Origin of the sequence: Haematobacter massiliensis (genome assembly GCF_000740795.1) — a bacterium.
Taxonomy (GTDB): domain Bacteria; phylum Pseudomonadota; class Alphaproteobacteria; order Rhodobacterales; family Rhodobacteraceae; genus Haematobacter; species Haematobacter massiliensis.
Genome location: NZ_JGYG01000002.1, coordinates 341,218 through 355,157 on the forward strand (window position 1 = coordinate 341,218; position 13,940 = coordinate 355,157).

General features: G+C 67.6%; 14 protein-coding genes. 7 read left to right on the forward strand and 7 right to left on the reverse strand.

Annotated elements, in window-relative coordinates:
- Positions 1-110: 110 nt before the first annotated feature.
- From pgsA to CN97_RS04745, 3 genes are read left to right on the forward strand one after another with little or no spacing between them, the layout of a single operon-like run.
- Positions 111-776, forward strand: coding sequence for a CDP-diacylglycerol--glycerol-3-phosphate 3-phosphatidyltransferase (gene pgsA / locus CN97_RS04735; RefSeq protein WP_035707843.1), 666 nt, complete (start codon positions 111-113; stop codon positions 774-776).
- Positions 773-1,021 carry a molybdopterin converting factor subunit 1 gene (gene moaD / locus CN97_RS04740; protein ID WP_035707846.1) on the forward strand — a complete coding sequence of 83 codons (249 nt, stop codon included), beginning with the start codon at positions 773-775 and terminating at the stop codon, positions 1,019-1,021. Before pgsA ends, moaD begins: the two co-directional genes overlap by 4 nt.
- Positions 1,022-1,024: 3 nt before the next feature.
- The gene (locus tag CN97_RS04745; RefSeq protein ID WP_035707848.1) at positions 1,025-1,471 is read left to right on the forward strand and encodes a molybdenum cofactor biosynthesis protein MoaE; all 447 of its coding nucleotides are present in this window, start codon (positions 1,025-1,027) and stop codon (positions 1,469-1,471) included.
- A 1,331-nt stretch (positions 1,472-2,802) separates the two neighbouring features.
- Here CN97_RS04745 and CN97_RS04750 read toward each other — a convergent pair.
- Genes CN97_RS04750 through ubiA form a run of 3 tightly spaced genes read right to left on the reverse strand, consistent with a single transcriptional unit; the run spans position 2,803 to position 6,217 of the window.
- Complete coding sequence (locus CN97_RS04750) at positions 2,803-3,120, reverse strand: hypothetical protein (RefSeq protein ID WP_035707851.1); 318 nt, start codon at positions 3,118-3,120, stop codon at positions 2,803-2,805.
- A 53-nt stretch (positions 3,121-3,173) separates the two neighbouring features.
- Entirely contained in the window at positions 3,174-5,192 is a 2,019-nt protein-coding gene (locus CN97_RS04755) for an OmpA family protein (protein WP_051910961.1), read from the reverse strand.
- 59 nt (positions 5,193-5,251) lie between these two features.
- Positions 5,252-6,217 (reverse strand): 4-hydroxybenzoate octaprenyltransferase, encoded by a 966-nt coding sequence (gene ubiA, locus CN97_RS04760; protein ID WP_051910962.1) that lies wholly within the window; start codon positions 6,215-6,217, stop codon positions 5,252-5,254.
- A gap of 12 nt (positions 6,218-6,229) precedes the next feature.
- Here ubiA and CN97_RS04765 point away from each other — a divergent pair, with 12 nt between their 5' ends.
- The 4 genes from CN97_RS04765 (at position 6,230) to CN97_RS04780 (ending at position 10,022) form a co-directional block, all read left to right on the forward strand.
- Entirely contained in the window at positions 6,230-6,949 is a 720-nt protein-coding gene (locus CN97_RS04765; protein ID WP_035707854.1) for a 16S rRNA (uracil(1498)-N(3))-methyltransferase, read from the forward strand.
- 114 nt (positions 6,950-7,063) lie between these two features.
- Positions 7,064-8,065 (forward strand): GNAT family N-acetyltransferase, encoded by a 1,002-nt coding sequence (locus tag CN97_RS19740; protein WP_051910963.1) that lies wholly within the window; start codon positions 7,064-7,066, stop codon positions 8,063-8,065.
- Positions 8,062-8,592, forward strand: a complete 531-nt coding sequence (locus CN97_RS04775; RefSeq protein ID WP_035707857.1) for a hypothetical protein — start codon at positions 8,062-8,064, stop codon at positions 8,590-8,592. The genes CN97_RS19740 and CN97_RS04775 overlap by 4 nt, the downstream gene beginning before the upstream one ends.
- Positions 8,593-8,660: 68 nt before the next feature.
- On the forward strand, positions 8,661-10,022 hold the full coding sequence (locus tag CN97_RS04780) for a glutamate--cysteine ligase (protein WP_035707859.1): 1,362 nt from the start codon (positions 8,661-8,663) through the stop codon (positions 10,020-10,022).
- A gap of 39 nt (positions 10,023-10,061) precedes the next feature.
- On the opposite strand, the gene plsY is transcribed toward CN97_RS04780, so the two are convergent.
- The 4 genes from plsY to CN97_RS04800 form a co-directional block, all read right to left on the reverse strand.
- Complete coding sequence (plsY, locus tag CN97_RS04785) at positions 10,062-10,670, reverse strand: glycerol-3-phosphate 1-O-acyltransferase PlsY (RefSeq protein ID WP_035708393.1); 609 nt, start codon at positions 10,668-10,670, stop codon at positions 10,062-10,064.
- Positions 10,670-12,019: a dihydroorotase gene (pyrC, locus tag CN97_RS04790; protein WP_084684010.1), complete on the reverse strand. Its 1,350-nt coding sequence runs from the start codon at positions 12,017-12,019 to the stop codon at positions 10,670-10,672. The genes plsY and pyrC overlap by 1 nt, the downstream gene beginning before the upstream one ends.
- A 373-nt stretch (positions 12,020-12,392) precedes the next feature.
- Positions 12,393-12,956, reverse strand: coding sequence for a hypothetical protein (locus tag CN97_RS04795; protein ID WP_035707864.1), 564 nt, complete (start codon positions 12,954-12,956; stop codon positions 12,393-12,395).
- Positions 12,947-13,909, reverse strand: coding sequence for an aspartate carbamoyltransferase catalytic subunit (locus tag CN97_RS04800; protein WP_035707867.1), 963 nt, complete (start codon positions 13,907-13,909; stop codon positions 12,947-12,949). The genes CN97_RS04795 and CN97_RS04800 overlap by 10 nt, the downstream gene beginning before the upstream one ends.
- Positions 13,910-13,940: the final 31 nt, after the last annotated feature.

The window sequence follows — 13,940 nt, forward strand, 5'->3', positions numbered from 1 at the left end:
CTTGGTATTGGTAGACCGGTCGCAACCTCCGCCGCAAGAAGCGGGCTCTCCTCTTTCAACCCCCGGTCCGAAGGGCTAGGTATGTCGCCGAGACAAGAGGGGCGTCGCGCATGAAATGGAACATTCCGAACATCCTCACCGTGTTCCGGCTGATCGCGGCAGCGGGGATACCGGTGATGTTTCTCTACTTCGCCCGCCCCTGGGCCGACTGGTTCGCGCTGGCGCTTTTCATCGGCGCGGCGGTGACCGACTGGATCGACGGCTACCTCGCCCGGGCCTGGGGGCAGGAGAGCCATTTCGGCGCGGCGATGGATCCGATCGCCGACAAGGCCATGGTGGTGATCGCCCTGCTGGTGATTACCGGCTATTCCGGCATGAACCCGTGGCTCATCCTTCCGGCGACCGTCATCCTGTTTCGCGAAGTGTTCGTCACCGGCCTGCGGGAGTATCTGGGGGACCGCTCGCGGCTCCTGAAGGTGACCAGGCTCGCCAAGTGGAAGACGACGGCTCAGATGGTCGCGATCGCCGTGCTGTTTCTGGGTACCGGCCTCGACTATCTCAAGGGCATCCACCTGCGTGGCATGACGCCAGAGGCCTATGCCCGTGCGGTGGAACTGGGAACGGCAGATCCGGTCCGCACCTGCTTTGCCAGTGGCTGCGCCGGCGCGGCGACCGTCCTGGGTCTGGGACTGATCTGGATCGCGGCCGGACTTACCATCGTCACCGGCTTTGACTATTTCAGAAAGGCTCTGCCCTATCTGAAGGAGCCGAAATGATCGACGTTCTTTATTTCGCCTGGGTGCGGGAGCGGATCGGTCTGCCGAGGGAGCGGCTTGAAACAACTGCCCCCGATGTCGCCGCGCTGGTTGAGGAGCTCAAGGCGCGGGAGCCGCGCTATGCCGCCGCTTTCGCCGATACGCGCGCTCTGCGTGTCGCGCTGGACCAGGAGCTTGCCGATTTCGACGCGCCGCTGGCCGGTGTGAGGGAGGTCGCCTTCTTCCCGCCGATGACCGGGGGCTGAGACATGGAGATTCGCGTCCAGAGCGAGGCCTTTGCAGCGGGGCAGGAGCTTGACACCTTTACCCGTCGGGCCTGCGCTGCGGGGGCTGTGGTCAGCTTTACCGGCGTGGTGCGCGATGTGGCGGGCGGTCTTGTCGCCATGGAGATCGAGCATTACCCCGGCATGACCGAACGCGCCATCGCCGGGATGGCGGAGGAGGCCGTACGCCGCTTCGCGCTGGTGGATGCGCTGGTGATCCACCGATACGGAAGGCTCGCGCCGGGAGAGCAGATCATGATGGTCGCCACCGCCTCCGCTCACCGTGGAGCGGCCTTCGCTGCGGCGGAGTTCCTGATGGACTGGCTCAAATCCCGCGCGCCCTTCTGGAAGAAGGAACTGACGTTGGGTGCTGCCGACTGGGTTGCCGCGCGTCAGGAGGATGAAGATCAGCTTGACCGCTGGCGGGACTGACCGCACGCCAGAAGCACGGTCCACGTGCCGGGTACTGATGGGGGCGGCGGCGGGTCGGTGAGATCGGCTCTCGGGCTCCCACGACAGCCGCAGCCATGGGCGCGGCGCGCGACCAGCCTCCATCCCGGGGTGCCTTCCTGCATTTCCCTGATACGGTTGGAGATTGATCGGCGCGTCCGGCGCCGGGGCGGGAGACCACAGATAAAATCAGCCGGACCTACCCCGGGCGGCCCGCCAGGCCACTGAAAATCCTCGCGTTTCCGCTTGGGTGTTCCGCCGGCCTGCCTGCTATCCATGGCGAGCGCCTGAAAGGTATGCCCTGTCCCGGATGTGCTCCGCGCAGGTGGGCGCAGGACCACATCAAGGGTGTGGCAAGCCTCTCTCCACCGGGGTCAGGCTTCCTGAGCCAGAAGCAGAATGTCGTTGCGACGCGCGACCTGGCATTCATGGAGCCGCGAGGCGGGCAGGCTTCTTAAGCCAGAAGGAGAATGTCGTTGCGACTGCGGAGACGAAGGTCCGGGCGGCAATCATCGCGGGCATGGATGCGTCACCAGCCCCTGGAACATGTTCTCGCTCCGGTGGCGCTGTCGGGAGAGCGGGTGCTCATGCGCGGGTTTTGCGATGTCTGGAGGACGGCTGCAGGCGATCCTCCATGACGGCTCCCGTTACAAGCTCGACACGCCGTAGACCACTTTAACGGGTCTTTCGGACTGGTCCTCCGACCGTCAGGAAACCCTTCTGACCATTCGGGGGCATGTCAGGAACACGGGTGGCGGTGCATGAAAGATACCCTTTGATGGGGTCGAGACAGGTCAGGGTGTTGCGATTGCCCTGTCACAGCCGGGCTGTCCGCGGGGGGAGGCATGTATGGGGCCTGGCTCACTCCTCTGGGAGCCGGAGGCCCGCCGTGCGCATGGGCAGGGTCGACACGAAGAAGGGGCGGAATATCCCGGACTGGACCTCACCCGCCGCGAAGGGCATCCAGAGGGTGCCCGATGCTGCGCCCTCATCCCCGCGAGACGGGGCCGAAAAGCTCGCCCGGCGCCTGTCAAAAGGCTCAGGAAAGGGCATCACAGCGCAGGCGTAGGAAGAGGCCGATGGAGGGAGCAGGGGAGAGGCATCCGGTCAGCTTTCGCCCACCGATCGGCGGTGGAGGCTCGAGGGCGAGATGGCGTGGCGCAATGGCAGATACTGCCCCCTTCGCCTCCAGCAAGCGCACATCAGGGTAAAGCTTCGCTGGTGCGCCTCACGATCATGTAGCGCAGCCAAGCCGAGGTTCCGTCACACCGAAGTCCGGTCGCTCGGCCGGCGAGCCGCCACTGTTGCGCCGCTCAGGGCTCCCCCAGCTTGTGCCGGAGGCGTTCATTTTCCTCCCGTGCCTGCCGCACGGCGTCCATCGCCGCCATCAGTTCGGCTTCCCGGCCCTCGCTCTCGTGGCGCATCTCTTCCTCCCGCGCGGAGAGATGGGCGAGCGCCGCGTCCCGTGTCTCCTCTGCATCGTGGAGCGATTGCGCCATGCTCTCCAGCTCGTCCAGATCGGCCTGCGATACGCGGGTCAGCCGGTGGACGAGCCAGTGTGCGATCCAGCCCAGCAAAAAGGCGATGAACAGCGCAATGGCGGTGGCGATGATGAATTCGGTGCGGTTCATGGGCTCGGTCGTCGCTAAGTTGCCGGGGGGATCGCCTGCAGGAGAGCGGCGGATCAGTTCGTATCTGGAGTTGCGGCGGAGGGGGCCTCGTCGCCATCGATCGTATCCATCGGTTCACCCCCTTCACTCGCATCATCATTCAGGGTGGACGGCTCCTCTCCCGGCGGTGCTTCTGCTGCGCGGGCGGCGTCGGTCACTGCCTCCGGTCGGGCATTCGGGGCGGGTACCGGCTCGGGCAGTGCGGGTTGATCGGGGGATCCTATGATGAGGGTGAAGGCGATGCGCCGATTGGCCTCCCGGCCCTCCTCCTTGCCGTTATCGGCAATGGGGCGCGTCTCGCCATAGCCACGCGCGGTGAGATTGGAGATCGGCACCCGGCGCGCGAGCAGCGCCTCCAGCACGGCTTCCGCCCGCGCCTGGCTGAGCTGGAGGTTCATTTCGTCCCGTCCCTGGCTGTCGGTATGGCCGCCGATCTCCATCTTCACGTCGATGCAGGGGATCATTGCCTCCGCTACCCTGTCGAGCGTCTGGCGGGCATCGGCGTTGATCGTGGCAGAGCCGGGTGCGAAGGTGATCTTGTGGCTATCGAGGATCGTGTTGATCGTCCGTACGCATTCCTGTGGCGTCGGCAGCGCGGCCTGCGGATCCAGCCGTTCGTCATAGCTGACATCCACGGTATAGGCCGCGCGCCCGAGACGGGAGGAAAGGGTGCGGGTGATGTTGCCGCGTGCGGCCTTGTCGCCGGTGACGCCGCGGACGGCGATGCGGTCCTTCGTGACCAGCAATTCACCGCGATTCAGCTCTCCCAGCGCCTCCAGCCCCGCCAGCACGCGGAGCGCCCAGCCCTGCGGCAACCCGTCATCGAGCCGGGTCGAGACGTTGACCGCCCCGGCGCCGAAACGGGCGCGGGCATAGCTTTCGACGGCCGCGCGCTGGCGTTCGTCAAGGAACCGGCCGCGCAGCACGACGCCGCCCTCGGCATCCAGCGTCGCGGTGAACTCGGGCGGGCCGCTCTCGGCGGCGGCTGTCTCCTGCACCGGCGCGACCGGACGGCTGGCATGGAGGGAGAAGAGGCCTGGGAGGGACGCGTCGAGATTGCTGACCACTTCCTCGAACCGCTGCGCCTCGGTGCCTTCGGCGGCTTCGAGCGTGATATCCGCATCCGCGAGCGTCACGGTGCCGCCGCCAAGGGCCGCCAGCGCCGCGATGCTTCGCGCGGCGGCCTGCCCCCAGTCCTGCGAGGGCGCGCCGAGGCCGATCTGACAGTCGACCGGGCTTGCCACCCCCGCCTCCCGTGCGGCGACGATGATCTCGCCCAGAGCCGCGTCATCCGGTGCGGCGCAGGCGTCGAAATGCGGGCCTTGACCGTCCATCACGAAGCGCAAGGTGAACGGCGTGATGACCGGACGGGGTGCAGAGATGTCGAGCGTGACGGGAACGCTCCCGGGTATCTGGGCCCGCAGTTCCCGTTCCAGCCGCTGTTTCTGCTCCGGGCTGTCGGCGACGGCGGTTACCGCCACCTTTCCCGCCGCGATGGAGATCTTGGAACGCGGCAGGAGTTCCGCCGCCTTCACCCCGAAACCGACCGCCTCCGCCCAGCCTTCCGGCACCGGCTGCTGCGTGGCCTCCACCATGTCGGAGACGCGCACGCCGTTCGCCACGCGGATGAGAGGGTTGAGGATCGCCTCCCGCCCTGTCGCCACCGGGATCAGGCCGATCACGGAGATGCCGTCGCGGTTGCGCAGGATTTCCACCGAGAGGGTCGGGGCGGGGATGACGGCGGCTGCCGCCACCTCCAGCGCATCGACGACGCGGGACGGCTCCACCACGCCCCCCGCTACGGTGAGCGCGCGGAACCGGGCAGCCTCCGTCGGCGCGGTCCCTGCCAGCGTCACCGTCAGGCCATCGGCCGAGGCGCGCGCCCATGTCAGGTTCGCCGTGTCGAGCGCGCCATCCACCGCCCGAACGGCACGGTCCTCCACCGCGCGGGCGGCAAAGCTCGCCCCGATCAGGGAAAGGCCCGCCGCGGCGGCGAGCGCAAGAGTGCTGAGAAGCGCAGGGGAAAGACGCATATGGGCCCCGTGTCGGTTCCGGTCGGCGCCTGCTTAAGTCCCCTGTCCCCCGGCTTCAATCAAACGAAAAGTGAGATGGCAAGAAACAGCGCAGGGATCAGCCCCGCATCGCGGTTGGAGCGGAAGAGCCGGAGGCACAGTTCCGAATCGTCGATACGGAGCTTGGTCAGTTGCCACCACAGGTGAAAGCCGAAGCACCACACGCCCGCCAGCCCGAGGATCAGCTTCAGCGGGCTGCCCGTCGGCCCGAGGGCGGAGAGGAAGGCAAAGCTCATCAGCACGACGGAGATGCCGAGGAAGATGGTCAGCCAGAGGTGGGTATCCTCGCCGAACAGCCGGGCGGTGGATTTCACGCCGATCAGCGCGTCGTCCTCCTTGTCCTGATGGGCATAGATGGTGTCGTAGAACAGCGTCCAGGAAATCCCCGCGAGGTAGAGGAACACCGGCGCCCAGGACAGGCTGCCCATATGCGCCGCCCAGCCGAGCAGAGCCCCCCAGTTGAACGCGAGACCAAGAAACACCTGCGGCCACCAGGTGAACCGCTTGGCGAAGGGGTATATCGCGACCAGCCCCAGCGACAGCACACCGAGTGCGATCGCGAACCAGTTGAAAGTGAACAGGATCAGGGCGGCGATGCCGGCCTGCACGCCCATCCAGATCGCTGCCTGCCGGACCGTGACCTGACCCGACGGAATGGGGCGGGAGCGGGTCCGCGCAACGGAGCCGTCGAAATCCCGGTCGGTGATGTCGTTCCAGGTGCAGCCCGCGCCGCGCATCAGGATCGCGCCGACGCCGCTGGCGAGGATCAGCCACAGGTCGAACAGCGTGAACCGCGTGGCCGAGGCGGCGAGCAGGATGGACCACAGCATCGGCAGGTAGAGCAACCATGTCCCGATCGGGCGGTCCGCGCGCGACAGGCGGAGGTAAGGCCGGAACACGCGGGGCGCGCGGGTATCGACCCAACTTCCGCTGACCGCGTCGGCGACGCGTCCGTCCGCCTCTGGCATTCCGAAGGGGTGGGTCATAATCTCGCCCTCATGTCACGCATCAGACTTCATGTAGACCACCCGCTCGCCCAAGGGCAATCGCTCCCGCTGACGGAGGCGCAGGCGCATTACCTGTTCGGTGTCATGCGGCTTGGCCCGGGCGATGACATCCTCGTGTTCAACGGGCGGGAGGGGGAGTTCCTCGCCCGTGTCACCCGTGCGGCCAAGCGGGGGGGAGAGCTCGAGGTGGAGGAGGAGACGCGGCCCCTGCAGATCCCGCCCGATCTGTGGCTGCTCTTTGCCCCGATCAAGAAGGCGCGTACCGATTTCATCGTGGAGAAGGCGACGGAGCTTGGCGCGGCGCGTATCTGCCCGGTTCAGACCGATTTCACCAATGCCGAGCGCATCCGGCAGGACCGGTTGCAGGCCCATGCCATTGAGGCGGCGGAGCAATGCGGAGGAACCTTCGTGCCGGTGGTGGAGGAGTTGCGCCCGCTCTCCCGCTGGCTCTCCGGCTGGGACGCGGAGCGGAGGATCCTCTGGGCGGACGAAAGCCTCGTCGGCGCGGCCGCGGCGCTTTCGGGCGCCATGCCGGGACCATGGGCCATCCTCATCGGGCCTGAGGGTGGCTTCTCCCCCGCCGAAAGGGACAGGCTCCGGGCATTGCCCTTCGTCTTGCCGGTTTCCCTCGGCCCGCGCATTCTGCGGGCGGATACGGCTGCCGTCGCGGCGTTGACCTTGTGGCAGGCTGCGCTGGGGGACTGGGGATGAGAGCTGTCATGGGGCCTCATGCGGCAGCGGGGGCAGGGGGCTGCGCGCCCTTGTCCCTCCCGGCTGCCGGCTTCCGCCTCTCGGCGATAGGCAGGCCGCTCCGGGAATCAGCGCATGCGCGGCCCGCTGGCATCGGGCCACAGGGGAGTGGAGGAGATGATCTCTGAAATCGTCATGAACACCGATTCCTCCGACGCCCCGCCCATCGTGCGGCGGGTCAGGGCGCAGGACGTGCCCGCGCTCTCGGCCTTTCTCGCCCGCCATGCGGAAACCTCCATGTTCTTGCGGGAAGCCCTGCTTTCCGGTGTCGACGGAGGGCCAGGGCCGAGGGATGCGCGCTTCTGGTGGGTTGGCGAGGGCGTCGTCGCGCTCAGCACGGCCGGGTTTCTGTCGATTCAGATGCCCTCCAGCACACCCGGCGATCTGGACGCGCTGCGTGCCGCTCTGGCAGGGGAGAGTGTTTTCGGTATTGCCGGCGAAGCGGCGCAGGTGGCGGCGCTCCTGCCGGCGCTGGCGCTCGGAACACCGCAGTTCGACGGGGCGGAGCCGCTGTGCCGGCTGCCTCTCCACGACCTTCGCCTGCCGGAGGGGGACGCAGTCCTGCGCCGTCCGCTGCCCGGAGATCTGGGGTGGCTGGGCCGCTGGCGGCAGCGCTATGAGGCGGAGCTTCACGGTGCGGCGGAACTTGCGGCCGTGACCCGTCATGTCGCTACATTGATGGCGCAGGACCGGCTCCGCATCCTGATGCAGGGTGGCGTGCCTTTGGCGCTCACGGCGTTCAACGCGCGCCTGCCCGCGCCTGCGCAGATGGTGCAGGTGGGCGGCGTCTATACGCCTCCCGCTTATCGCGGACGCGGCTATGCCCGCCGCGCCGTCGCGCTGCATCTGGCGGAAGCAAGGGGGGAGGGGGCGGAAACGGCCATTCTCTTCGCGTCCGGCCCGCCGGCGCTCCGCGCTTATCAGGCCATCGGCTTCCGGCAGATCGGCGCCTATCGGCTGACGCTCTTTCCCGGGGCGCGCCTTGTACCTGCATTGCCATCGTCCAGGGCTGACACCGCTGCCGGTTCCGACCGGAACGCCGATCGCACACCTTCACCGCGGAAGGAAAGGCTATGAGCCCGCCGCTTCTCCGCCCCGAGGCGGTGGCGACGCTGCGCCGCTGGCAGGAGGTGCTCATCGGCCTCGGCATCGCTGCCGTGGGCCTGTGGGTGGGGCTCTTCGGAGGCTGGTTCTTTGGCGCGGTTGGCGTGCTTGCCGGCATGACGGGACTGGGATTGGCAGTGATCGGGATCCGGCGGCTGCGCTTCCGGCCCGTCACCACGGGCGTCGGGGCGGTCGATGTGCTGGAGGGGCAGATCGCCTATCTCTCGCCGATACCGGAACGGGGCGGCTTTGCTTCGATCCCCGAGATCACCTCCCTCTCCCTCGTTCTTTCGGATGAGGGGCGGGCCTGGCGGATCGGGCAGGCGGGGGCACCGCCGCTGGTCGTTCCTGTGGATGCAAGGGGGGCGGAGCGCCTGTATGACGTGTTCGCGAGCCTTCCAGGCCTGCATCTGGGAGCCGTGCTGGCGGCGCTGGAGCGGAACGAGGGCGATGTGCTCATCTGGCGCCGTCCTGTTCGTCAGGTCACGTCGAAGCCTTGACTTGGGCCGCGCCGATTGCGACGAGTTGCGACCGTTAAGAACTTCCCCAGAACTGCCCGGAGAGCGACATGTCCATTCCCCAGTCCGGCGGCGGGCCGATCGAGAACCGGGCCGCGCTGGCCGACTACCTCGCCTCCGGGTGCAAGCCGGCGTCCGAGTGGCGCATCGGCACGGAGCATGAGAAGTTCGGCTTCCTGACCGACAGCCACGCCCCGCTACCCTATGACGGCGAGCGTTCGATCCATGCACTGCTGAAGGGCCTGCAACGCTTCGGCTGGGCGCCGGTGGAGGAACAGGGCAAGCTCATCGGCCTCTCCCGCGATGGCGCGAGCGTGAGCCTCGAACCCGGCGGGCAGTTCGAACTGTCCGGCGCTCCCCTCGCCACGGTGCATGAGACGGCCGCGGAAACCGCATGCCATCTGGCCGAAGTGGCGGCGGTCACGGCCGATATGGGCGTGGCGTTCATGGGTCTCGGGGCCGCGCCGGAATGGTCGCAGAACGAGATGCCGGTGATGCCGAAGGGCCGCTATCGGCTGATGACCGAATACATGGGCCGCGTGGGCACCCACGGCACCCAGATGATGTATCGCACCTCCACCGTGCAGGTGAACCTCGACTTCGGGTCGGAAGCCGACATGGTGAAGAAGTTCCGCGTGAGTCTCGCGCTGCAGCCCGTGGCGACGGCGCTGTTTGCCAACTCGCCGTTCTTCGACGGCAGGCCCAATGGCCATATGAGCTGGCGGAGCCGGATCTGGCGCGATCTCGATGCCTCCCGCACCGGAATGCTGCCCTTCGTCTTCGAGGAGGGCTTCGGGTTCGAACGGTATGCGGAGTGGGTGCTCGATGTGCCGATGTACTTCGTCTATCGCGACGGCAATTACGTCGATGCACGCGGGCAGTCCTTCGGCGATTTCCTCGACGGGCGTCTGCCCGCCCTGCCGGGAGAGACGCCGACCCTTTCCGATTGGGCTGACCATCTGACCACGGTCTTCCCGGAGGTCCGTATCAAGAAGTTCATGGAGATGCGCGGCGCGGATGCGGGCGACAGGGCGCAGCTTGCGGCGTTGCCCGCCTTCTGGGTCGGGCTGCTCTACGATCAGGGGGCGCTGGATGCGGCCTGGGATCTGGTGAAGGGCTGGGACGCGGCCACGCGGGAGGACTTGCGCATCGCCGCCTCCGTCTCGGCGCTCCGCGGCGAAGCGAATGGCGTCCGGCTCCACGACGTGGCGCGGGAGGCGCTGGCGCTGGCGGAAGGCGGGCTGAAGGCGCGGAACCGGCTGGATTCCGAGGGGCGTGACGAAACGGTATTCCTCGCGACCCTGCGGGACAGGGTGGCAAGCGGCAAGGTGCCTGCCGACCGGCTGCTTGATCTCTATGACGGGGAATGGGGGCGCGACCTGTCCCGGATCTACGCCTCCCAGCGGTATTGAGCAGGGGCGGGAGGGAAGGCCCTCTCGCCGTCCGTCACATCATTTCTTCGCCCCGATCCGGGACTCGGTTCCCGCGATCAGGCGGGAGATGTTCTCGTGATGGCGCAGGAAGATCAGTACCACGAGCAGCAGGATCAGCCCCACCGTCTGCTGATATCCCAGCATCCATGCCCAGACGGGCGACAGCGCCGCCGCCACCAGCGCGGAGAGCGAGGAGTATCGTGTGGCATAGGCCACCACGAGCCATGTCATGCAGGCCGCGACCCCCACCGGCCAGGCCAGCGCCAGCACCACGCCAAGGAAGGTCGCAACCCCCTTGCCGCCGCGAAAGCCGATCCAGACCGGAAACAGATGGCCAAGGAAGGCCGCCAGACCGGCCACCTGCGCCGCATCCTCGCCCAGCAGGTTGCGGGCGATGAGGACAGGCACCGCGCCCTTCACCGCATCGAGCAGCAGGGTCAGCGCCGCCGCTTTCTTGCTGCCCGTCCTGAGCACGTTGGTCGCGCCGATATTGCCCGAGCCGATCTCGCGCAGGTTGCCAAGCCCCATTGCACGGGCCAGCAGCAGCCCGAAGGGGATCGACCCCACCAGATAGGCCAGGGCCGCCGTGACGATCAGCGCGAGCGGGGTGGAGGTCAGCGCAGGGATCACGCCTGCCCCCCCAGTTTCGCGCCATAGACCTGCCGGCCGGAGACGAAGGTGGCAGCGACCTTGCCCTGCATCCGCTCTCCGTCGAACGGCGTGTTCTTGGATTTCGACAGCAGGGTGAAGCGATCCAGCACGAAAGGCGCATCCGGGTCGAAGAGAACGAGGTCGGCGGGCGCACCCTCCGCGAGCCGCCCCCCTTCAAGCCCGAGCCTGCGCGCGGGATTCAGCGCCATGGCACGGAACAGCACCGGCAGGCTCACCAGCCCGGCATGATGAAGGCGCATGGCGGCGGGCAGCAGCGTCTGAAGCCCGACAGCGCCGGGGGCGGCCTCCTCGAAGGGGAGACGCTTGGACTCCTCGTCCTGCGGCGTGTGGAAGGAGGAGATCGTATCGATCAGCCCCGAGGCCACGGCCTCCACCACCGCGCGGCGATCCTCCTCCGAGCGAAGCGGCGGCGTCACCTTGAAGAAGGTGCGGTAGTCGCCGACATCGAGGTCGTTCAGCGTAAGGTGATGGATCGACACACCGGCGGTAACGTCCAGCCGCGCCTTCGCCCGTTCGAGCACCGGCAGCGCGCGGGCGGTGGTGATCTGATCGGCGTGGTAGCGCACGCCGGTCATCTCGACGAGCGTCATGTCCCGCTCCAGCCCCATGCGTTCGGCGATGGGCGAGACACTGGGCAGGCCGCGAAGCGAGGCGAACTTGCCTGAAGTCGCCGCGGCGCCCTCGGAAAGGCCCGGTTCCTGCGGATGGCCGATCACCAGCGCGCCCAGCGACTTCGCATAGATCAGGCAGCGGGACAGCACCTTGGTGTTGGTCACTACGTGATCGCAATCGGAGAAGGCGACGGCGCCCGCGTCGATCAGGAAGCCGATCTCCACCATCTCCCGGCCCGCCCGCGCGCGGGTCAGCGCGGCGATATGGCGGATATGGACGGGGGAGACCTCCGCCGCGCGGCGGGTGACGAACTCCAGCATCTCCGGGCTGTCGATCGCGGGGTTGGTGTCGGGGCGCACGACCATCGTCGTCACCCCACCGGCCGCCGCCGCCAAGCCGGCGGAGCGGAAGCTCTCCTTATGGCGCTCGCCCGGCTCGCCGACCTTCACGCCCATATCGACGATGCCGGGGGCGAGGTAGAGGCCCCGCGCGTCCACTGTCTCGCCGGTCCTGTCCTGTCCGTCCACGGCGGCGATGCGGCCCTCTGCGATGCGGACGGTGCCGGGGCGCACCTCGCCCGCCTCGGGATCGACCAGCCGGACATTGGTAAGCAACAGGCCCGCACCGCTGTTGGCGGGCGGTGCGGCAAGAGCTTCGCCGCTCCCCGTCAGAGCTTCGTTCGCCTCGGTCATGGCAGCCTCCGCCTCCGTTTTCGTCGCGGCGTCATGCCGCGTCATTTCCATTGCGGCGTCGAGCCGCTGTAACTTGCACAATCCCGCGGCGCTCGATCTGCGATTTCGCCGTGGCGGCGCTGCTGCATTCGCCCGGGTGTCGCGCGGCCGCGTAGGTTTCCATGTGGGTTTCCATACCGTCCCGCAAGGCGCGGGTCCATGGTCCGGCCGGGTGATGAGGCTCGGTCGCTGGGTAAACGCCTGCCCGCATCGCAGCCCCCGGCCTCTCCGCCAAAGACCCGCATCGCGACGCCGGCGGGGTGATTCCAGATGCCTTCCAGGGTCTCGTCGGTCGCATATCCCTGACCCGACCTTCGCGATTGAGTGCCGGTCCTCAAGGCCGTACGATCTCCCCACCTGCGCGGATCTTCCGCATCATGTCATAGACGCGGCGGGCCTCGGCGATCCGCTGAAAGCCGACGCGGCGGCGCCCGGGGCGATTGGGGTTGAACTGTTGCCCGAACCAGATCGTGCCGGGCACCTCTCCGTCGTAGTCGAGCAGCACCATCTCATCCAGCGGCCAGGATTTCAGCCGTTTGCGCCCCATCGGATCGGTCGCGATGAAGGCCCGCCTGTCGGTGAGCGTATAGACGGTGTGCCGCAGGACGTAGGAGTCCCAGAGAAGCCGCAGGCCGCCATGCCACAGCCCGCCGATGAGGATCATCACGCCGAACAAGGGAAACAGCCGCGCGATGAGGTCGTCTCCCCCCGCCTCGACCGTCACGGCGATCCAGAAGAGGCCGAAGATCACCAGCGGCAGGGCCGAGGCAAGGCGGCCCAGCGAGGCACGTGACAGGTCCAGCCCCGGCTCGGGCTGCCCCTGCCAGAGAACCCGCTCTCCCGGTTCGAGGATGCCTTCCCAGCCGCCGGAGGCGGAAGCGCCCTGTGTCAGGCCCACTCACCCACCGCCTGCCGCCCGCGCTCCGCCCGCAGGTTGCGGGCCAGCAGGTCCATCGCCGCCATGCGGACGGCCACGCCCATCTCCACCTGCTCCTGAATGACCGAGCGGTTGATGTCGTCGGCGATGGTGCCGTCGATCTCCACCCCCCGGTTCATCGGGCCAGGATGCATGACGATGGCATCCTCCTTTGCGTGGGAGAGCTTCTCCGCATCCAGACCGTAGCGGTGGAAGTACTCGCGCTCCGACGGGATGAACGCCCCGTCCATCCGCTCCTTCTGAAGGCGGAGCATCATGACCACATCGGCGTCGGCAAGCCCGGCCTTCATGTCGTCATATACCTCCACCCCGAACTCCTGCACCCCCGTGGGCATGAGCGTCGGCGGGCCGATGAGGCGGACACGATTCTCCATCTTGCCGAGCAGGATGATATTGGACCGCGCGACCCGGCTGTGGGCGATGTCGCCGCAGATCGCGATGGTCAGCCGGTGGAGCCGCCCCTTCGCCCGCCGGATGGTCAGGGCGTCCAGCAGGGCCTGCGTCGGATGTTCGTGCCGCCCGTCGCCTGCGTTTAGCACGGCGCAGTTCACCTTCTGCGCGAGCTGGTCCACGGCGCCGGAATTCTGATGGCGCACCACGAGAAGATCCGGGTGCATGGCGTTGAGGGTGAGCGCCGTGTCGATCAGCGTCTCCCCCTTCTTCACGGAGGACTGCGACACGGCCATGTTCATCACATCGGCGCCGAGCCGCTTGCCCGCGAGCTCGAAGCTCGCCTGCGTGCGAGTCGAATTCTCGAAGAACATGTTGATCTGGGTCATGCCCGCCAGCACGTCCGACTGCTTCACCGTGCGCCGGTTCAGCTCCACATATTTGTCGGACAGATCGAGGACGGTGCGGATTTCCTCGGGGTGCAGGGGTTCGATACCCAAGAGATGCTTCGCCCGGAACGTCATGCGTGCCCCCTTCGCTGCCTGCCCGCTTATA